Source organism: Ekhidna sp. ABH4_415, assembly GCF_056161305.1.
The window spans coordinates 369,018-389,176 of record NZ_JBSWYW010000002.1 but is presented as its reverse complement, the minus strand read 5'-3'; the positions used below and the strand labels follow the sequence as shown (position 1 = coordinate 389,176).

16 protein-coding genes are annotated in these 20,159 nt (G+C 40.3%); 11 read left to right on the top strand and 5 right to left on the bottom strand.

The features are described 5' to 3' along the window. Positions 1-69: 69 nt before the first annotated feature. Positions 70-1,374: a M20/M25/M40 family metallo-hydrolase gene (locus ACXAH9_RS04810; protein ID WP_474893725.1), complete on the top strand. Its 1,305-nt coding sequence runs from the start codon at positions 70-72 to the stop codon at positions 1,372-1,374. A gap of 37 nt (positions 1,375-1,411) precedes the next feature. Here the strand turns inward: ACXAH9_RS04810 and ACXAH9_RS04805 are convergent, their stop codons facing one another. Together ACXAH9_RS04805 and ACXAH9_RS04800 are read right to left on the bottom strand one after the other, a co-directional pair. Then, entirely contained in the window at positions 1,412-1,807 is a 396-nt protein-coding gene (locus ACXAH9_RS04805; RefSeq protein WP_474893724.1) for a hypothetical protein, read from the bottom strand. Positions 1,808-1,920: 113 nt separating this feature from the next. After that, positions 1,921-4,722: an ATP-binding protein gene (locus ACXAH9_RS04800; protein ID WP_474893723.1), complete on the bottom strand. Its 2,802-nt coding sequence runs from the start codon at positions 4,720-4,722 to the stop codon at positions 1,921-1,923. A 149-nt stretch (positions 4,723-4,871) separates the two neighbouring features. Between ACXAH9_RS04800 and ACXAH9_RS04795 the strand changes: the two genes are divergently transcribed. The 3 genes from ACXAH9_RS04795 (at position 4,872) to ACXAH9_RS04785 (ending at position 8,205) form a co-directional block, all read left to right on the top strand. Further along, positions 4,872-6,299, top strand: a complete 1,428-nt coding sequence (locus tag ACXAH9_RS04795; protein ID WP_474893722.1) for a pyridoxal phosphate-dependent decarboxylase family protein — start codon at positions 4,872-4,874, stop codon at positions 6,297-6,299. Between the two features lie 38 nt (positions 6,300-6,337). Next, positions 6,338-6,733 (top strand): LIC_13387 family protein, encoded by a 396-nt coding sequence (locus ACXAH9_RS04790; RefSeq protein ID WP_474893721.1) that lies wholly within the window; start codon positions 6,338-6,340, stop codon positions 6,731-6,733. A gap of 95 nt (positions 6,734-6,828) precedes the next feature. Further along, positions 6,829-8,205, top strand: coding sequence for a TlpA family protein disulfide reductase (locus tag ACXAH9_RS04785; RefSeq protein ID WP_474893720.1), 1,377 nt, complete (start codon positions 6,829-6,831; stop codon positions 8,203-8,205). An 8-nt stretch (positions 8,206-8,213) separates the two neighbouring features. On the opposite strand, the gene ACXAH9_RS04780 is transcribed toward ACXAH9_RS04785, so the two are convergent. The 3 genes from ACXAH9_RS04780 to ACXAH9_RS04770 form a co-directional block, all read right to left on the bottom strand. Next, on the bottom strand, positions 8,214-9,296 hold the full coding sequence (locus ACXAH9_RS04780) for a BamA/TamA family outer membrane protein (protein ID WP_474893719.1): 1,083 nt from the start codon (positions 9,294-9,296) through the stop codon (positions 8,214-8,216). Between the two features lie 3 nt (positions 9,297-9,299). Further along, positions 9,300-9,872, bottom strand: a complete 573-nt coding sequence (locus ACXAH9_RS04775) for a RidA family protein (RefSeq protein WP_474893718.1) — start codon at positions 9,870-9,872, stop codon at positions 9,300-9,302. Between the two features lie 95 nt (positions 9,873-9,967). Then, entirely contained in the window at positions 9,968-11,599 is a 1,632-nt protein-coding gene (locus ACXAH9_RS04770; protein WP_474893717.1) for a M28 family metallopeptidase, read from the bottom strand. A gap of 98 nt (positions 11,600-11,697) precedes the next feature. Here ACXAH9_RS04770 and ACXAH9_RS04765 point away from each other — a divergent pair, with 98 nt between their 5' ends. The 7 genes from ACXAH9_RS04765 to ACXAH9_RS04735 all read left to right on the top strand — a co-directional run bounded on the left by ACXAH9_RS04765 (position 11,698) and on the right by ACXAH9_RS04735 (position 20,053). Beyond that, positions 11,698-13,341: a dipeptidyl-peptidase 3 family protein gene (locus ACXAH9_RS04765; RefSeq protein WP_474893716.1), complete on the top strand. Its 1,644-nt coding sequence runs from the start codon at positions 11,698-11,700 to the stop codon at positions 13,339-13,341. Further along, entirely contained in the window at positions 13,341-14,021 is a 681-nt protein-coding gene (locus ACXAH9_RS04760) for a nitroreductase family protein (protein WP_474893715.1), read from the top strand. The genes ACXAH9_RS04765 and ACXAH9_RS04760 overlap by 1 nt, the downstream gene beginning before the upstream one ends. 26 nt (positions 14,022-14,047) lie before the next feature. Further along, complete coding sequence (locus ACXAH9_RS04755; RefSeq protein ID WP_474893714.1) at positions 14,048-15,043, top strand: NAD(P)H-dependent amine dehydrogenase family protein; 996 nt, start codon at positions 14,048-14,050, stop codon at positions 15,041-15,043. Between the two features lie 151 nt (positions 15,044-15,194). Beyond that, on the top strand, positions 15,195-15,389 hold the full coding sequence (locus ACXAH9_RS04750) for a hypothetical protein (protein ID WP_474893713.1): 195 nt from the start codon (positions 15,195-15,197) through the stop codon (positions 15,387-15,389). A 156-nt stretch (positions 15,390-15,545) separates the two neighbouring features. Continuing rightward, positions 15,546-16,160, top strand: coding sequence for a hypothetical protein (locus ACXAH9_RS04745; RefSeq protein WP_474893712.1), 615 nt, complete (start codon positions 15,546-15,548; stop codon positions 16,158-16,160). Continuing rightward, on the top strand, positions 16,160-16,534 hold the full coding sequence (locus ACXAH9_RS04740) for a DUF423 domain-containing protein (protein ID WP_474893711.1): 375 nt from the start codon (positions 16,160-16,162) through the stop codon (positions 16,532-16,534). The genes ACXAH9_RS04745 and ACXAH9_RS04740 overlap by 1 nt, the downstream gene beginning before the upstream one ends. Before the next feature lie 315 nt (positions 16,535-16,849). Beyond that, complete coding sequence (locus ACXAH9_RS04735) at positions 16,850-20,053, top strand: CHAT domain-containing protein (RefSeq protein WP_474893710.1); 3,204 nt, start codon at positions 16,850-16,852, stop codon at positions 20,051-20,053. Positions 20,054-20,159 lie beyond the last annotated feature (106 nt).

The following is a 20,159-nucleotide window of genomic DNA, read 5'->3' as shown; positions in this document are numbered from 1 at the left end:
GTAAAGAATCAAGCCCGGACCAGTTGGTTCGGGTTTGTTATTTTTAACAGAATCCAAAATCTATCAACTATGAAGAATCGATTGTTTTACACTTCATTAATAGGAGTATTACTATTCACTATTGGCTTTTTGAGCAATGCTCAGCTTAGTAAAACAGAAAAGAAAATCATGAAGATCGTTTCAGACAACCACACTGAAGCGATGAAGTTTCTTCAAGAAAATGTCAACATCAATAGCGGAACCATGAACTTCGAAGGAGTTAGGGCAGCAGCAATTCCCTTTGAGGAGAAATTTAAGGAGATAGGCATGACTACTACCTGGTATAGCATGCCGGAGGAAGTAAATAGAGCAGGTCATCTATTTGTAGAAAACAAAGGCACAAAAGGGAAGCGATTACTTTTGATCGGCCACCTCGATACTGTTTTTCCTAAAGACAGTCCATTTCAAACCTGGATAGAACAAGGAGACAGCATCGCATGGGGGCCAGGCGCCAATGACATGAAAGGTGGAAATGTAATCATCCTTTATGCACTAAAAGCATTACATGAAGCAGGAGCGTTAAAAGATCGACAAATCATTGTAGCACTACATGGAGATGAAGAAGCTAGCGGTAAGCCAATCAGTGAGAGTAGAAAACACATCCGTGAAGCAGCACAACGCAGTGACATTGCATTGGGATTTGAAACGTCCACCGGATTTAACTATGCCACTGTCGCTCGTAGAGGGTCCAGTGGCTGGGAATTGAAAGTAACAGGCAAAAGAGCTCATTCTTCAGGAATCTTTAGTGAACGAGTGGGCGCAGGTGCAATCTTTGAAACTGCAAGAATCCTACATCAATTCTATAAAGAAGTAAAAGGAGAAGAGTATCTAACCTTCAATCCGGGGGTAATATTAGGAGGGACAAAAGTAGATTTTGATAAACTTTTAGAAAGAGGTACAGCTTTTGGTAAGTCGAATGTAGTAGCTCAGGAAGTGATTGTAACAGGAGGTTTACGTTTCATTACCGAAGAACAAAAAGAAAATGCCCGTGCCAAAATGAGTGAGATTGTTAAAAACAATCTACCTCAAACCAGCGCAGAGATTTCCTTCATTGATAGCTACCCAGCTATGCCTCCAACCAGTGGTAACATGAAGGTATTGGAGGCGTTGAGCGAAGTAAGCCAGGATATGGGCCATGGTCCAGTAGAAGCATGGGATCCTGGAAGAAGAGGCGCAGCTGACATCTCATTTGTGGCTGAGTATGTTGATGGAATAGATGGCTTGGGCACGATGGGTCGTGGCGCACATACTCCTGAAGAATATTTAGACTTAAGAACAGTCGAAGAACTTACTCAAAGAGCAGCCCTTTTGATTTATCGATTAACAAGGGAGTAGCATATACGCTTCTCCCTTATTATATCTAAGGATGGTCTCAACCACCATAAGCCAAATTCAATTCCTCACATTGGTCCAGGTCAACTTCACGTTCTCCTAAATATTCTCTACTCACAGAGCACCGGTTTCCTGAACAGGAGCCTGTATTTAAATAGACTTTAAAGGCATGTATGCCCGACGGAAGAGTAATACTTCCTGTTTCACCAGCTGCAACACTAAGATCTCCGGATGAATTAGAGCTGAGAGGATCCCTATTTATAAAAATGATAATGGATCGACTTGAACTGGCAGTTGCTTCGTAGTTATTCGTTATTATAACTGTTCCAGTGTTTTCTTTCTTGCATGCAGAGGTTGGCTCATCTTCCTTACATGAAGTAGTACCAATTACGATTAGCAGTAAAATCAGACGACAGAAATTTGCGTGGACTTTCATGAGATAAATGTTTGATTACCATGCAAGCTTATCGCAATCCCTTCTCTAAGGATAAAACACATGTTGCAATAGGTAGCACATATGTTGTAAGCACTCTTTTAACACACTTAGAGCTACTTTTCAACTTCTTTTTTGATAGCATCACCAGGGCTGAAACCATACAATTCTTTGTAGCATTTAATGAAATAGCTGGGACTATTAAACCCAACACTATAAGCCACCTCACTAATAGAAGCTGCATCAGACTCAAGCAGTTGCCTGGCTCTACGCAATCGAATATTGCGGATGAAAACACTCGGACTGTGTCCTGTTAAAGCCTTAAGTTTTCTGAATAATTGCGTCCGGTCCATCGCCACCTGATCACTTAGATCCTCCACCGTAAAATCATCGTTCGATATATTCTTTTCGACTGCTTCAATCGCTTGTTTTATAAATACTTCCTGACGAGAGTCAACTTCCACTTTAGATGCCTCCAGCATTAGCGTCTGGCTATAGTGTTTTCGAAGCTGTTCCTTCGTTGCTAAAAGATTACGCACGGTAAGCCTAAGCTCGTTTGGATCAAAAGGTTTTGAGAGATATGCATCGGCATTAGCTTCCAAACCTTCTATCCTACTCCGCTGAGAAGATTTTCCCGTGAGCACCAGCACCGGAATATGATTCGTTGCGTGATTACTCTTCACAGCTCTGCATACTTCCAGACCGTTTTTCTTAGGCATCATCACATCTGTGATAATCAAATCAGGAACATGTGTCAACGCCTGTGTTAACCCCTCCGCTCCATCGGCTGCTTCTATGATATAAATATCATTACTAAAACAAGATTTGATAAACGATCGAAGTTCATGATTATCCTCAATGATTAAAACCGTTGGTCCCTCCCCATTGTCAGCGTGTGTAGGTTCAATCATTCTTTTACCATCATCCGTTTCCGGTTTAATAGGTACAAATGGCAAACGGACAAATACCTGTGTCCCAACTTGTTCCTCACTTGCGAGCGTTATGCTACCTCCCATCAGTTCAACCAACTCTTTCGTAAGTGCTAGCCCAATACCGGTTGAAGTCTGGTTATTATCTAAAACTGAGGTGGTGTGAAAAAATCTATCAAAAACTTTCGGAACATCTTCTTTTGCTATCCCTATACCCGTATCTATTATTTCGAATTGAATATGAGATTTATCTGATGACAAATGCACTTGAATCTCACCACGTTCTGGCGTGTATTTGCAAGCATTTGAAATGATATTGACCATAACTTTTTCCAACTTATCCTTATCCAGATAGACCCATGCATTTTCAAAGTCACAATCAAAAGTGAGATGTTGATTTTTGCTTTCTGCGAAAGATCTGAACTGCTCAAGTATGATTCGCACAAATTGATTCAGCTCCACAGCTGAATCGTTAAGTTTTAGATGGCCTGCTTCTATTTTGGACAAGTCCAAAATTTCATTAATCAGACCAAGCAATCGATTGGCATTATGTGAAATATTGGTAAGCAACTTCTTGCTAGCTGCATCAGATACTTTCTGCATCAGTTCATGAGCAGGACCCAGAATGAGTGTAAGAGGGGTCTTAAACTCATGAGAGATATTGGAAAAAAAACGGGTTTTTGTTTGATCAATTTCTGCAAGTGCCTTGCTCTCCATTTCAATCTTCCTGCTTCGGTAGCTCAGCGCTAATGCAAATACGAAAGCCTCAATAAAACAGGCGATTTGTAGCCAGGACACATAATCCAATGTATTTAGAAACCCTTCTTCCAAAATCCCAAATGAAGTAAGCATGGCATTCGTAATCTGCAAAAGCCCAAAGAGCACCATCACAGAAGCACCCCATCCTATATACCTTGCGAGGATTCTCTTGCTGAAAATATAGGTGAAGAAGGTATAGATGAAAATTCCCATAGCCACTATGGCAATAGGAGTGTAAATCATATTCAGGTAAAAAGCTCCTTCATATCTCCATGATGGAATAAATATGAGAAAAAGGGAGGATACAAGGCAAAAAATACTGCTAGCAACTGACAGAATTTGATACGCTTTTCGAATGCCAGGTTTCCAACCATTCTTATGAAGAAAGTACCAACAAAACAGTGGGTAAAAAATGATAATCCCATAACAATCGATATTTAGTTTCAATAAGCTGAATGAACTATTGGGGCTTAGTAATAGCCGATCCAATCCATATGATGAAAGAAAATAACTGCCTATTGCCAACACATAAAGACAATAAAACAGATAGGTTTTATCCCTGTTACCGAGGAAAATTAGAAAGTTAAAGACGGCAAGCAGTAGAAACATTCCATTGAGTACTAACTGAAAATGATGCGTTCTATTCAGATCATGTACCCTCGCAACATACGTTTGATCATCCAGTATCTCAATACTTCCCTTGGCTCCCACCAGTGCAGTTCCACCCGCCCACAAGGCAAAGATTTGTGTTTCATTAGCACCTATTGAAACATGCATGCTGGCTTGATCAAAGACAGGTTTGAGCTGCTGCATGGATGACAATTCATAAGGGGCAGGATAAATGCCAGAAGTAATCACTTTGGATTGATCCACTGAGTCAATTGCAATCAATTTTGCATGATCATTGGTAAATCGGATGACCAACTCCCTGGATTCACTATATGGATTTCTGATTGAAAAAATCATCCAAATCGGATCTGTGTGGTAGGTTTGATCCAGATTTAATCCCGTTGTTCGGATTAGACTATCTATTCGGAATGAAGAATAATGCAAGGTATCTGCTCCGGTAAATTCAATTAAGTGATCCTCTTCCAAGACCAGATTCATACCATCAACAATAACCACAGGATGTGGCAGCTGAGCAGCCAATGATGGAAACCTAAGCACCATTAAGAATGATATGATCAGGACCAATAACTTTAGAGATGAATAAACACGTAGTGAAGACATAGCAGATTGAAATCATTGTTAAGATACGTATTCCAATGCATAAGTTTGAGTAATGCTTAAAAACTGCTTACGGACTCAAATTAGCCTTCATTCATTCATCCAATAATTGGGGTCATAACCACACGCTTCTCATTAGATTTGAATCACCTATGATCGAAAAAATCAAAGTCTTAGAAAAAATCGCTCGTCAACTTGAGCCTGACAAAAAAGAGCAGCAGGAGCTTACTAAAAAGGTCATTGACCATGTGGATGATTTTCTTTCCAATCTACCAGGCGATAATGCCTACTTCCAAAATCCTGAACCTGGAAATCAAGATCAGCTTTCAGAGACACCTACCAAAATCAATGAGCTACTAGCGTTTCTCCGTACCCGAGTGGAGCATGATGGTATCAATGCAGCATCAGGTGGGCACATGGGCTATGTGCCAGGCGGAGGGCTTTATCCTTCAGCACTTGGTGATTTTCTGGCTGCAGTAAGCAACAAATACGCAGGGATCTATTTTCCTGCACCGGGTGCTGCGCGCATGGAAAACATGCTCATACGCTGGATGAATGAACTTATGGGCTTTCCATCAGATGCTACCGGAAATCTAACCTCGGGTGGATCCATTTCAAATCTCATTGCGGTGGTTACCGCAAGAGAGGCGGCCGAAGTAAAAGCGAAGGATTTTAACAAACTGGTCGTATACCTATCAGATCAGGCGCATCATTCGCTTCAAAAGGCCTTTCGGATTGCCGGATTGGGTGAAGCCAAGATTAGATACCTACCAATAGACGATGATTTTCGTCTCGATATTTCCACATTAGAACATACAATCGAAGAAGATCAAGCTTCCGGATTGATCCCATTCTTCATTAATGCCTCTCTGGGAACCACCAATACCGGCACCATCGATCCCATAGATGACATGGCTGTAATCGCACAAAAGCACAAGGTTTGGTTTCATGTAGATGCTGCCTATGGCGGATTCTTTCGTATGCTTCCGGAAGTTCAGGAAAAAACCAATGGGGTTGAAAAAGCAGACTCTGTCACATTAGACCCTCATAAAAGCTTATTCCTGCCATTTGGAACTGGTGCCGTACTGATCAAGGACCTAAAATCGCTTTACAAAGCGCATCGTTATACTGCAGATTACCTACAGGATTTAGTTGATTCTGAAAGCGAAGTGAATGCTGCGGATGTATCTCCTGAGCTCACTAAACATTTTAGAGGATTGCGCATGTGGCTCCCGCTCAAACTGTTTGGCTTGAAGCCATTCAGAGCGGCACTGGAAGAAAAGATGCTATTGGCTCAATATTTTCGTGAACAGATCAAAAAGGAAGAGGGATTTGAAGTGGCTCCTGTCCCTGATTTATCCATAACCATGTTTCGATATGTACCTGCTCATGGAGATGCCAATGCCTTTAATGAACGACTAATCAAAGCAATTCAGGATGATGGAAGAATATTTCTCTCATCAACAACTATAAATGGAAAGTTCTGGATACGTGTGGCAATTGTGGTATTCAGAACTCACAAAGACAAGATTGATCTACTGCTCCATGTCATTAAAGAAAAAGTGAAGGAATTGGTTTGAATAAATCCAGTATTCGGTAATTTCATAAAAAAATTACTATGAAGCCTGGCACTACTAAATGGATCAAAGCGGCAGGAATCTCGTTTGCTCTTCTTGGTGTTCTTCACCTACTTGCACACTTTATGGGCTCAGGTAGTGAGCGTGTACCGGAAGTAATCCTGCAAATGAAGGAATATCAAATAGAATTATTCGGCACGCATACGCTTCTTTCATTCCATCTTGGATTCAGTATCATGACAGGGCTATTCATGATCACTTTAGGAATGTTTCTTTTACTCCATGCGAAAAGGTTTGATGGCGCCATGTTAACAACGCTGATCTTTTTCGTCACTGCTTCACTAGTCACATCAATCATTTACTTTCATATCCTGGCGTACGGACTGATTGCTGTTGGGCTTATTTTTTTAATAATCGCAATAGCTCAAAGAACTTAATAAGTTAACATTCAATTATAGGCATTAATCTTTACAGATCAACTATCTATATTGCAGGTAATGTTTTACATAGTTTAGTCTAATCTTCATCAATAATGCATATAATGAATTTTAAAAGCTTCCTTTTCGGATGTATTGCAATCGTATTTTATTCATGCGGTTCGCTATCGACAAACGTTAACTTAAAAGGGATAATTACAAATCCTAAAGAACGGGAAGTTCGACTCATATTCCCAGACACCACCTACACAGCCTCTCTGGATAGTAGTAACACATTCAATCTCGAGCTTTCAATTGAATCACCTGAGTTTGTAAGATTCAGCCATGGTAATGAATCTTCATTGATCTACTTGATGCCTGATAGTAAATTAAACCTGACAATTGACACGAAGGAGTTCGATGAAACAATTGCATTAACCGGTACCAATTCAGAACCTTCCAACTATTTACTTGATCAATACCTACTGGATGAAAACTTACCCGCACTCTTTGATCACACCAATCTTCCTCCAGATAAATTTATCTCCAAACTTGATTCGGTAATTAGTGCCAAAACCACATTATTAGATAAATATGAAAATCTCCCAATAGAATTCAAAAAAATTGAAAGAGACAAGCTAAAATATGAAAGGAAAGCTTTCATGGGAATATACCTTTTCTATGATGAATATGGTGATGAGGAAATCCCAGACAACTTTTATGATTTCAATAAAAACATTGATTTCAACAGAGAAGATTTAATCTCATTCTACGCATATATTGACCTGCTCTACAGAGAAATATCAACAATTGCGAAGGATGGGAATTACAGTTACAAAGTCTATAACAACTACCCAAACTTTAGCAATGACTTTTTAGCTATTGCTGATACAATGATTGAGAACAAATCAGTATTGTCTGAAGTCGTTCAGTATCATTTAAATGGAGCAAAACTAAACATGAAAGTTTCGGACTTAGAATACCATTTGAATAGGTATAAAACGATACTTCCCACTCCTTTCATAAGTTCACTAGAGAAAGATATAGAAAGGTTGAAAAATCTTCAACCTGGATCTCAGGTTCCTGATCTAATCTTTTATACCATGAATGGAGATAGTACTTCATTTGAAGCCTTCAGGGGAAAATTGGTCTATATAGATCTATGGGCTACCTGGTGCAAGCCCTGCATTGCCGAACAACCAATGATGGAGACCTTAATTCATAAGTATAAAGAAGAACCTATTGAATTTGTCAGCATCTCAATCGATTCTTCAATAGAACCCTGGAAAAAAATGGTTGAAGAGAACAATCTTGCTGGCACTCATCTTTATGCAAAAGGAGACTGGGAATCTGAAATCATAGAACATTTCGTTGTGATGGGTATTCCACATTATATACTGCTCGATAAGGAAGGAAAAATAATTGACAAGAATGCAAAAAGGCCTTCCGGTGGAATTGAAGAAGTAATTCTCCAGCACTTAAATAATACTTGATGAAGTAACTAAAACGCCTCACTCACCCCGATGTAAATACCCTTCTGTCCACCTCTTCCGATACCGATATCCAATCGTGCATTGAGTTGTTTATCTGGAATAAGAGATAGGCGTCCGCCTACCCCGGCTATGTACTTAAATTCAGAAATAGTAAAATCACCAGGACTATAAGCGACATCCCCAACACCGGCAAACACCGTCATCCCGAAACGCCAGAAAAGTGGTCGACGATACTCAACCTGAGTATACATCATTTGCCTATCTCGGTAAAGACTGGCATTTGCAATTCCACGTAATCGTTCATCTCCTCCCAACTGCGGTAGTTTGTAGAAAGGCACATTTGTTCCTGAAGTGAACTGTGCCCTGAATTGAAAGCCTAAAATGTGCTTTTTGTCTTTGAGGTTGATGAATTTACGAACATCAGTAACGTATGTAGTATAGTCAAAATCACCTAACGCATTAAAGACAATGCGGCTGGAAATGAAATATCCTGTGGTCGGGTAAACGGTATAATCACGCGTATCATATCGAAATGCAGGTCCCACTCCAAACAGATTTCCACCATCAATTCCTACAGGACTCTGGCTATCAAGCAGGCCTGCTCCTTGGACGTTCACAATGCTAGTAAGGTGCAAGTCGAAAGCTCCGCCAAGGAATATCTTATCATTAACTGGGATTAGGTATTGACCATCAATCTGAAAAAATCGATTGGTGTATTTCTCTGAAATATCCGGATCATTATCATTCCCGATTCCAAAGTAGGAATCCGGGAAGTTGTAGTACCTGACTGATGTATTCAGATTTTGTCCCTCAGGGAAATAGTAATCGAGATTAGCGACTGCTATGGATTGTTTCTTCAACGTATACACAAAGTATGGTGTGAGTGTAGACTGTCTCTGAAAACCAGACTGAAAGTTATCCTCATTGTTCAGCACCCAGATTCCTACAGCACCCAGCTGAAGATCAGTCTCCGGAGCGTAGCTAATAGCAGGAAAAACAACAAAAGAGTTTTTCTTACCAATAGTATCTGACTCTTGCGCTTGTGAAAGAAATAGACCAAGCAGGAAAATTGAAAATAACCCCTTCTTCATTACCTATTCCTGCACCTCAACAATCATTTCAATCTCTACAGCTATATTTCGAGGAAGGGAACCCATACCAACTGCAGCTCGCGCATGCTTACCTCGCTCTCCAAAAACCTCCACCATCGTGTCAGAAAAACCATTGATTACTTCCGGCTGATTTCCAAATTCAGGCGTGCAATTGACCATTCCCAATACTTTCACAACTCGAACTACTTTGTTCAAATCACCAATCTCTGCTTTGAGTGCTGAAAGCTGTGCAGCAGCTACTAATTTGGCTGCCTCATAGCCCTCTTCCACAGTCAGGTCCACCCCTACCTTTCCCGTAACATATCCTCCTTCAGGTAGATTAGGGCCCTTACCAGCCATAAAAACCAGGTTTCCAGTTCGCACTGCATTCACATAGTTGGCCACAGGCGCTGAAGGCTCCACAAGCTCAATACCCATAGAAGTGATTTTCTCCTCTACATTATAGTTGTAAAGCTCTTCTTGCTCTTTCGGCTGATCTTCATGGGGATGATCATGAACAGGTTGACATCCAAAGAAAAGTGCGGAAAGCACAAGGGTTAAGATTAGGTTTTTCATTGTGTATTGATTTTAAGGAGTGTCATCCTGAACGCAGTGAAGGATCTATTTAAATTATGAGTTCCTTCGTTTCACTCAGGATGACAAAGTGACAATTAATTCTTACTACTCTCTCTAATGGCCTTGAACTCCGAACCCTTTTTCCATGATGGCCATTCTTTGGAATTAGCAACCCTTAATCCTACTTCCATCAATAACTCACCATCCAATACCATTCCGTCAAAGGTCCAGTAGTCAGCGTTATACTCATCTTGTGGTCGGTGGTATTGTGAAGTAAGGTAAACTTGATTTAAGCTATCTACATAATCGACACCTTTGGTCATATGCTCATATCCTCCAGATGCGTATAATGCTGGAATTCCCACTTTTGCAAACTGGAAATGATCCGACCGAAAGAAGTAGCCCTTACCCGGATCAGGATCGGCAAGGATGTATCTTCCCTGATCTTTAGCAACCTCTTCGGCGATATCTTCAAGCTCCGATTGTCCATAACCAACAACTGTCAGATCTTTCATCGGACCCCAGGCCGTGATGCCATCCATGTTGATGTTAGCGACAGTTTGTGCCGGTGGATAAATTGGATTCTGCGCATAATGTTTAGATCCAAGCAAACCTTGCTCCTCAGCGGTTACAGCTAAAAATACAACAGTACGTTTTGGCTTCTGCTCCATTTTTGCCATCGCCTCAGCAATTCCTAACATCGTAGCAGTCCCGGATGCATTGTCGTGTGCTCCATTGTAAATACTATCGCCATCTATCTCCTGACCCACGCCCAGGTGATCCCAGTGCGCAGAGTAAATAATATATTCATCAGGTTTTTCAGAACCAGTAATCTTTGCAATCACATTTTGAGATTGATCTCGCTTAATTTCATTTCTCACAGTTACAGAGGCATTGAGCCCCAAACTGAATGGCTTAAAGTCATCGCTTCTTGACATTTCAGCATAGTTTTTCATGTCCTGGCCGGAAGCTTCAAATATTTTAATAGCCGCATCACGTGTGATCCATCCCAGTACATCGGGTTGGTAATTTCCTCCCGACTGATCCAGATACAAGCTTGCGCCTGACCAGGAATTTCTCACGACTAACCAGGGATAGCCAGCTGGAACTGTTTCATGAATAATCAGACATCCGGCTGCCCCTTGTCTTGCTGCTTCTTCGTATTTATATGTCCAGCGTCCGTAGTAGGTCATCGTTTCTCCCTTAAAGAATGTTGAGTCTCCTGAGGCAAATCCCGGATCGTTTACTAACACCACTACTGTTTTGCCTTCCACATCTAAACCTTCATAATCATTCCATCCATATTCCGGCGCAACCACTCCATATCCTGCAAATACAAGTTGCGAGGCATCAAGTGAAGTTTGCTCAACTACTTTCTCCGTATAGGCAACAAAATCATCCAGCACATTCAGCTCAATCTTTTGCCCATTCCCTTCAATGGTCATCGTCTCTGATGGAATGGCAGTAAGCTCAACCAAAGGGACTTCCTGCGTATACGAATCACCGTTTCCGGGTTCCAGACCGTAATCTTGGAATTGATCAATCAGGTAGTTTACTGTTTTCGTCTCCCCTTCTGTAAATGGCTTTCTACCCTGAAAATCATCTGAAGACAGCACCTGAATGTGTGCCTTTAATGATTCTTCGGAAATAGAATCTTTGATGTTTTCTGTTGTTTGACAAGACAACACAATTGCTCCAAGTAGTAATGGAATAAAATTTTTCTTCATAGTTGGGTATTTTTCTAGCCTGCCAATTTAATTCAAATTCAAGAACACGAGAATCTTCTTAACTTCGGAGTTACTAACCAGAAGTAATAAATACCATGATGAAAAGAATCTTAACTATAAGCCTCATTGGACTTTTTCTAAGTCAATGTTCTACTCCCGAAAAGTCATCTCAGGAAGATGCTTTATCGGAAACGTCTCCAATGAAGGAGAAGGTGGATATCTACAAAAGCGTGAAACTCACCACAGATATCAGCAAGTTGAGTGAAAATGAAAAACAAATGATCCCTCTAATGATCGAGGTATCCAAGATTATGGATGAGCTTTTTTGGTATGAAGCATACGGAAAAAAAGACTCGTTACTTGCCTCACTTACGGATCCTGCAACTAAAAAATATATTTACATCAACTACGGTCCATGGGATCGGCTGGATGACAATAAACCGTTTATTGATGGAATAGGTCCAAAACCTGAGGGAGCTAATTTCTATCCTACAGATATGACCAGGGAAGAGTTTGAAGCCGCTGATCTGGAAGGAAAAACCAGTTTGTACACCTTCATTCGAAGAAATGATGCTGGCGACCTCATCATTGTGCCTTACAAGGAGATGTTTGCTGAGCAAGTGCAACGTGCTTCAGAACTGATGTTGCAATGTGCTGAACTCGCAGAAGATGAAGGCTTGAAAAACTATTTAACATTAAGAGCAGAAGCCTTGGTTACGGACAATTACCAACCGTCTGACATGGCCTGGATGGACATGAAAACGAATGGCCTGGATTTCGTAGTAGGGCCGATTGAAAACTATGAAGACAAACTATATAACTACAAAGCTGCTCATGAAGCATATGTGCTGGTAAAAGACAAAAGCTGGAGTGAACGCCTGGCCAAGTACGCTGAGTTTCTACCTGAGCTTCAGCGCGGACTACCTGTAGCTGATGAATACAAAGCAGAAACACCGGGAACGGATGCAGATTTGAATGCCTATGATGTGGTGTACTATGCCGGAGACTGCAATGCCGGATCAAAAACGATTGCCATCAATCTGCCAAATGATGAGGAAGTGCAATTAGCAAAAGGCTCTCGCAGACTGCAACTTAAGAATGCCATGCAGGCCAAGTTTGATCATATTCTTCTCCCAATTTCAGAGGTTTTGATTCACCCGGATCAGCGCAAGCATATCACTTTTGATGCATTTTTCGCAAATACCATGTTCCATGAAGTAGCTCATGGACTAGGTATCAAAAACACCATCAATGATAAAGGGACGGTGAGAAACGCTTTGAAAGAGCACTCCTCTGCACTGGAAGAAGGAAAAGCAGATATCCTTGGTCTTTATATGATCACACAGCTGCATGAGAAAGGAGAAATTGAAGGAAACCTGAACGACTACTACGTGACTTTTATGGCGGGCATCTTCCGTTCCGTCCGATTCGGAGCGGCCAGCTCACACGGAAAAGCCAATATGATCCGATTCAACTTCTTTAATGAGTACGGAGCATTTGCTAAAGACGAAGAAACAGGCACCTACATGGTGGATTTTGACAAGATGAAAGAAGCAATGAACGCTCTTTCTGAAAAAATCCTAACTCTACAAGGCAATGGAGACTATAAAGGCGTGGCTAAGTTGGTTGAAGAAAAAGGTAAAATTGGAGAGGTACTTCAGACAGAACTGGATCGCCTTTCTGAGCAAAATATCCCTGTAGATATTGTATTTGAGCAAGGAGTAGAAGTTTTAGGATTGTAATGGATAAAAAAGAAATTAATGGCCATCCTCATATTGCTTATACACGGGATGTTTACGATTTAACCGAAGCTGAATCACGCGCTCAGAAATACTATGAGTGGCTAGATACACGTAGGACCGTTCGTGATATTTCTGATAAACCGGTTAGCAAAGCACTAATCGAAAGCCTGATCATGGCAGGATCTACGGCACCATCCGGGGCTCATAAGCAGCCCTGGACTTTCTGTGCTATTTCCAACCCTGGAATTAAGAAGGCCATCCGTGAGGCAGCAGAAAAGGAAGAATATGATAGCTACCATGGACGAATGAGTGAGCGGTGGCTGAAAGATCTGGCACCAATTGGCACGGATTGGAACAAACCCTTTCTGGAAGAAGCTCCTTGGCTGATCGTTATTTTTAAGCGAGTGTTTGAAATGGTGGACGGGGAGAAAAGCAACAACTACTATGTCAATGAATCTGTGGGAATAGCCTGCGGTATGATCATCTCGGCTATTCATAAAGCTGGGCTGGTTACTTTGACTCATACTCCTTCTCCTATGAATTTTCTGACTAAAATTCTGAAGCGACCGGATAATGAAAGACCGTATCTCCTTTTACCAATTGGCTACCCAAAAGATGAAGTGTACGTACCTGACCTGGAAAGGAAACCACTTGAAGAAGTAGCTGAATTCTATGAATAACTTTACGTAAAGCAAAGTAAACGCAAATGCAGGAAATCAAGGTTTGTCAGGTGGGCCTAGGCCCACTTGGTGTTAAGATAGCTGAGTTTATACAGTCTAGGAAAGGTATAAAGACTGTTTCGGCGGTGGATAAGGATCCAGAGCTAATTGGCAAATCGCTCGGAGAGTTGAATGAAAACCTTTCGTCAGCAGTAATCATACAAGGAAGCATTGACGAAGTATTGAGAGATCAAAAACCCGATGCAGTCATTCTCACAACTGTATCAAGCATGAATGGAATCTTTCCACAAATAATGGACATCATCGAACATAGCATCCCGGTAGTGTCGACTTGTGAAGAACTTAGCTTTCCGTGGGAAGCCAATCCGGAGCTGGCTAAAAAGCTTGATGCAGCCGCCTCAGCAAATAATGTAGCTGTATTAGGAACAGGAGTTAACCCTGGGTTTTTGATGGATGCATTACCTTCTTTCCTGACCGGAATTTGTCAAAATGTTACCTCTGTTAAGGTTTCAAGATTTCAGAATGCGTCGTACAGAAGAATTCCCTTTCAAAAAAAAATAGGTGCCGGACTTACGGTTGATGATTTTGAGGCTAAAAAACAGGCAGGAACCTTGAGACACGTGGGACTTACTGAATCCATTCAGCTGATTGCCAATTCACTTGGTTGGAAACTTGATAAAGTCACCGATGAAATCTCCCCGGTCATTGCCGAAACAGACTTTAACAATAACGGAATTTCTGTTACAAAAGGAAATGCCAGAGGTGTTTGCCAGATAGGTTCTGGCTATGTCAATGGTACAGTAAAAATCGAACTGGTGTTTCAGGCTACAATCGGTGAAGAAGAATCATATGATGAAGTCCTGATACAAGGATGCCCTTCCATTAAGTCCAAAATCAATGATGGGGTAAATGGAGATATTGCTACCTGTGCTATTACCATTAATGCGGTGAGAAGCTTATTAAAAAGTAATCCGGGGCTTAGAACAATGGCAGATATTCCTATGATCTCTTTTTCAGGTTAAAGCCATATTATTTTCACACGAGCTAGTTGGCAAACCTGAATGATTTGCCTAGGGGGTTACTTATCACTTGATATGCAGAAATTGAAAGTATTCGTGCAGGATTTTAAAGTGCATGTATTTCACTTTTGATTTAAAGAAAAATATTTGAATTATGAAAGTAATTTGGTTTAGCACAATATCTAATGAGTATGGCTACTCATCCAAAAATGAATTTGAAAATATATGCCAAACTTCACTCATTCCCGGTGAACTTGTTAAAGTAGAGGAACTTAGAGATATTCCCAATCACATCATGGATCAACTTGTAGATGAAATGAATAAGCACAACGCTCAGCCAATCCATTAATAATTCTATTCCAAAAACATTTTCATAAGAAAATCAATCATCTATCCTGAATCTGTTTGTCCAAAAATCACTCAGGATAAGTTGATTGCTGGTTGACCCCCCAGACGATACGTCTGGGGGCTTTTTATTTATATCTTTAAAGCAAATTCTATTTGCATGAAAACATTCATTCATTTCCTCTTTCTGATTCCATTTCTGACCTTTTCTCAGGCCCAAACGGCCGAGGAATTACGTGCTCAAGATCTAAAAAAATATTCGCTAAAAAGTGCTGAAATCAACTACACGATCACTGGAGATGCCGAAGGAGAGGAAGTGATGGTTTTCACTGATTACGGCTGGACCAGCCTACGTCAGCAAACCATGACATTTGAATTATATGGGATCACTCGTACGCAGGATATTCACGAAATCACAGATGGTGATTTTGTATATCGATTGAACCTGGAAGACTCGACGTATAAGGTAAGAAAAGATTTGAAGTGGAGCCAGCAGGCCAGCTATAAAACTCCTGCCCAGCTATCTGAAGCTATCCTATTTGCGATCGGTGGTACCCAGCAAGGTGACTCTCTGTTGATGGATAAAAAATGCCAGGTCTGGACCTTTGAAGGAAAGGCAATTCAGGAGTTATGGGTATGGAATGGTGTGGTTTTGAAAAGAAAAGCCAAACTAGGTGACAAGCAGATAGTGACCACCGCTACGAATATCAAACTGGATGTATCACCCAACCCCATCCTATTTACTTTGCCCGAATACTATAACGAACAGAAGTAATGCATAAACTCTTTCTCATCATCTCCTCCATTTCCGGTATACTATCCGTTGCTTTAGGCGCTTTTGGTGCTCATGCTCTCAAAGACAAACTTCAGTCTGAAGGTACACTGGCCACCTACCAGACTGCTGTTCAGTATCAGTTTTATCACACATTTGCGCTGTTAGCCATCGCTTTATTGATGACTAAATATGAGAGCCAGTGGCTCAACTATGCCGGGTATAGTATGGCATTTGGCATCCTGATTTTTTCGGGATCATTGTATGTCCTATGCTTCACAGGAATGAAATGGCTGGGAGCCATCACACCGATTGGAGGTTTACTATTTATCGCCGGGTGGTTGTTTTTGTTGGTCACTGCATTAAAGTCACTGTGATGAAAACAAAAGAATGCCCATCCTGTGCAATGGAAGTAGACATCACCTCAAAAACATGCCCAATCTGTAAGTATGAGTTTGCTGAGACCAAGACTAGCCACAAATGGATAGCTATCCTATTAGTTATTTCGATGATACTCTTGCTATTAAATACATAACATTACAGTTACCTAAAGCTAAACCCTCATGACTATCAACCACCAATTCTTAATTTTTGAACATTATTTCTCGATTAAGTTCATACCCCTGGTTATTGGCCTACTTCTACTTACTGGATCTTTAAACGCCCAAAAATCGGGTTCCGCCTTTAGATCAATGGCCATACAATATGATCAAAAACAACAATTTGATAGCGGTATGATCTATTATGACTCTGCCTTTCACCAGTATGTCATACAAAAGCACTATGCATCCGCCACCATTGCATATCGGCCTATGGAGAAGTACCTATCCGATAGTGGATATGTTGACTCTACACATTACTACATGCGGGTTGTTTTTGATTCTACCAAAACTATATCTAGGTATAGAAACAATAAACTTATACTCGACCTGAAGAAATCATTAGCTAAGTACTATTTCAACAAGAAAAACATTGACAGCACCAAATCTGTAATAAACAATGTTTTACCGGCTGTCATAAGAAATTATGGCAGGAGATCATCTCAAAATTCTGAGCTATATCGCATGCAGTCATTGATCGATTTCTTTGATGGTAAGATTTCCGAAGCAGCTAAATGGATGAGGTTATCCATAGAAACTAATTCGTCTGAGAGCAAAATGGGCGAAATGTGGATTGAATATCTAGAATACGGTCTATTACTGAATGATCAAACCATACTGAATGAACTAAATAAATTCAGAAGAAATTTTCCCGAAAAAAAAGTAATTCTAGATGTATTCGCCACTCTTCAAACATATAGTGGTGGCCAACTGGAACAGGCTCTCAAACAATTTAGCAGCATAGAATTCAAATCAGATAGCACGACCTCTGCTGCGGTCATATTGAAATACAACTATGTTAATAGTTTATTGCTATTGGAAAAAGGTGAGTTCGATGAAAGTCTGGCAATCGCTAAAAAGTACTTACCGCTGGTTCAGAAAAACTACCCTGTAAGTCATCCTATTTCAGCAGGTTATCATAAACTAATATGCCGAATCTATTACGAAAAGAGCGATTATGGTGCCGCCAGAGAATTTATTGAAAAATCCATCTATGGAATGGATAGACTTCTCGACAAAGGTCACCCACTAAAGGCAGAATCATATTATGAATACTCCAGACTTTTATCTGCTCTGGAATCCTATGACCAGAGTTATACCAGCTTAGATACAGCTATTAATATCACACTGCAGTATAGAGAGGAAGAGGGAATCTTTCTTGCCAGATGCTATAACCAGAAAGGAGTATTATTCTTTCATATGGACCAGATGGATTCTGCGGTGACATACTTACAAAAAGCCTGGAAGATTTTGGATCGTAAACTTCCCAACAAGCAGCATATCTACTTGGCTAAAGTTTTTAATGATCTGGGCAAGGTGTATCAGTATCAAGAAATTGATCAAAACTCTATACGCGACTACCTGAGGAGCTTAAGGATTTATCGAAACCTGCTTGGAACGGTACACCCACATTTGGGAACAGGATACTACAATGTTGGAACCTTGTATGCTAAAAATGGAGATTATTATAATGCTCTAAAAAATTACCAAATATCCCTGGTAAGTAATATTTTCGGATTCACAGATACCACCATTTTATCGAATCCGCAACTAGATAATACTGTTTCAGACTTCATTCTTTTGCAATCCCTGACTGGAAAAGTTGAAGCGTTAGAAAATTATTACGATCAAACTCTGGACTTTGAACTACTCACTGCCGCTCTGGACACTTATAACTTAATTGCTAATCTTATTGATAAATTAAGAACAGGCTATGTTTCCGAGGAGTCAAAACGATTCTTAGGAGAAAAGACCTCTTACCTCTACGAACATGCCATGCAACTATGTATGCGAATGGCTGAAATTAGCGGATCTGCGAGCTACGTAGAAAATGCCTTCTTCTTTTCCGAAAAAAGCAGAGCGGGTATATTGCTGTCAGGAATCAAAGATGCCAATGCAAAAAAGGTAGCAGGAGTACCAGATTCCCTTTTGACGAGAGAAAAAGAATTGATTCAATTAATTGCAGACAAAGAAATTGAATTATTTGATGAGCTAAATAAGGGTACCAGAGCTCGTCGCTCGGTGGTAGAGACATACCAAAACCAGCTTTTCAACCTTAAGAATTCGTACTCTGATTTTATCTTATTTCTTGAAAAAGAATATCACAACTATTTCCAATTGAAATATGATAGCTATTCTGCATCTGTAAAGGATATTCAGAAAAACATTCTTAACCCAGTCAATAAAAAGGATAAAAAACAATATCATATTCTGGAATATTTCATCGGGCAGGAATCACTTTATATTTTCCATATTGATAAAGATACCTTTCAGCTTTTTATCAATAAAAAACCCGAAAATTTCGACCGATTGATAAAAGGTCTTCGAAATTCGATCCTCTATAATTCTGAGGAAGTATTCATCAGTTCTTCCCAGGAACTATTTGATCTTTTAATTCCAATTCCTATTGAGAAAAAGATGCATTTAATGATAGTTCCCGATGGCTTGCTTAGCTACATTCCTTTTGAGTCTTTGCTCCCGGAGTATAATGGAAAGCCGCTTCGAAAACAGAAGTATTTAATTAATCATGCGAGTGTCTCCTATAGCTACTCACTTACGCTTTCTGTAGAAATGGCAAAAACTCCTTATGACTATAGTGCGAATAACAACTCATTTACAGGATTTGCCCCCGTCTTTAATAATAGAAAGGAATACAAGGTATTATCCAATGACAAACAGCGTTCGATTGAATACGTTTTGGTCGACTCTACAAACCATTCCAACAATTACAAAACTCTGCTTGCATCCGAACAGGAACTTGCAAGCATCTACAAAAAAGTATCAGCCAGAAAATTTCAATCAAATGCATACTTTTTCAACTCAGCTTCGAAAAATAGTTTGTTCGATAGCACGTCACTAAACAGTCGATTTTTACATTTTGCAACACACGGAATATTAGACGAACATAGACCACAATTCTCAGGAATTGTCTTCACTGATTCGGCCAAATCTGAATTGTTAACCTTAGGTGAAATTTACGGATTTAACACAAAGGCAGAGCTGGTAATACTCAGTGCATGCGAAACCGGGCTAGGCCAGCTGCTTCGAGGTGAGGGCCTTGTTGGGTTTAGTCGTGGTTTTTTCTTTTCTGGTTCAAAATTCATTATTGTAAGCTTGTGGGAGGTGGGTGACGAATCCACTGCCGAGATGGCTGTAAACTTCTACAGCCGCTATGCGAAAAAGAAGAAACAGGACATTTATAAAGGTTTTCAAAAAGCAAGACTCAAAGTGATAAAAAACAAGAAATATGACATCCTGTCTGATTGGTTCCCATTCGTACTAATTGGTATGCACTAAAAAATTGGCCACTTAGTCAACCCATCTTCATTAAGATGGGTGTGGAGCAAGTCCCTTGGTATAGAAATAGCATTAATGAGAACATCGCCGTAAAGTCATTTATTGA

Coding starts and splice junctions, on each gene's coding strand:
- ACXAH9_RS04805 (WP_474893724.1), bottom strand. CDS start 1,807: ATGAAAGTCCACGCAAATTTCTGTCGTCTGATTTTACTGCTAATCGTA.
- ACXAH9_RS04750 (WP_474893713.1), top strand. CDS start 15,195: ATGAAAGTAATTTGGTTTAGCACAATATCTAATGAGTATGGCTACTCA.
- ACXAH9_RS04795 (WP_474893722.1), top strand. CDS start 4,872: ATGATCGAAAAAATCAAAGTCTTAGAAAAAATCGCTCGTCAACTTGAG.
- ACXAH9_RS04765 (WP_474893716.1), top strand. CDS start 11,698: ATGAAAAGAATCTTAACTATAAGCCTCATTGGACTTTTTCTAAGTCAA.
- ACXAH9_RS04775 (WP_474893718.1), bottom strand. CDS start 9,872: ATGAAAAACCTAATCTTAACCCTTGTGCTTTCCGCACTTTTCTTTGGA.
- ACXAH9_RS04780 (WP_474893719.1), bottom strand. CDS start 9,296: ATGAAGAAGGGGTTATTTTCAATTTTCCTGCTTGGTCTATTTCTTTCA.
- ACXAH9_RS04755 (WP_474893714.1), top strand. CDS start 14,048: ATGCAGGAAATCAAGGTTTGTCAGGTGGGCCTAGGCCCACTTGGTGTT.
- ACXAH9_RS04745 (WP_474893712.1), top strand. CDS start 15,546: ATGAAAACATTCATTCATTTCCTCTTTCTGATTCCATTTCTGACCTTT.
- ACXAH9_RS04790 (WP_474893721.1), top strand. CDS start 6,338: ATGAAGCCTGGCACTACTAAATGGATCAAAGCGGCAGGAATCTCGTTT.
- ACXAH9_RS04740 (WP_474893711.1), top strand. CDS start 16,160: ATGCATAAACTCTTTCTCATCATCTCCTCCATTTCCGGTATACTATCC.
- ACXAH9_RS04760 (WP_474893715.1), top strand. CDS start 13,341: ATGGATAAAAAAGAAATTAATGGCCATCCTCATATTGCTTATACACGG.
- ACXAH9_RS04800 (WP_474893723.1), bottom strand. CDS start 4,722: ATGTCTTCACTACGTGTTTATTCATCTCTAAAGTTATTGGTCCTGATC.
- ACXAH9_RS04735 (WP_474893710.1), top strand. CDS start 16,850: ATGGCCATACAATATGATCAAAAACAACAATTTGATAGCGGTATGATC.
- ACXAH9_RS04785 (WP_474893720.1), top strand. CDS start 6,829: ATGCATATAATGAATTTTAAAAGCTTCCTTTTCGGATGTATTGCAATC.
- ACXAH9_RS04810 (WP_474893725.1), top strand. CDS start 70: ATGAAGAATCGATTGTTTTACACTTCATTAATAGGAGTATTACTATTC.
- ACXAH9_RS04770 (WP_474893717.1), bottom strand. CDS start 11,599: ATGAAGAAAAATTTTATTCCATTACTACTTGGAGCAATTGTGTTGTCT.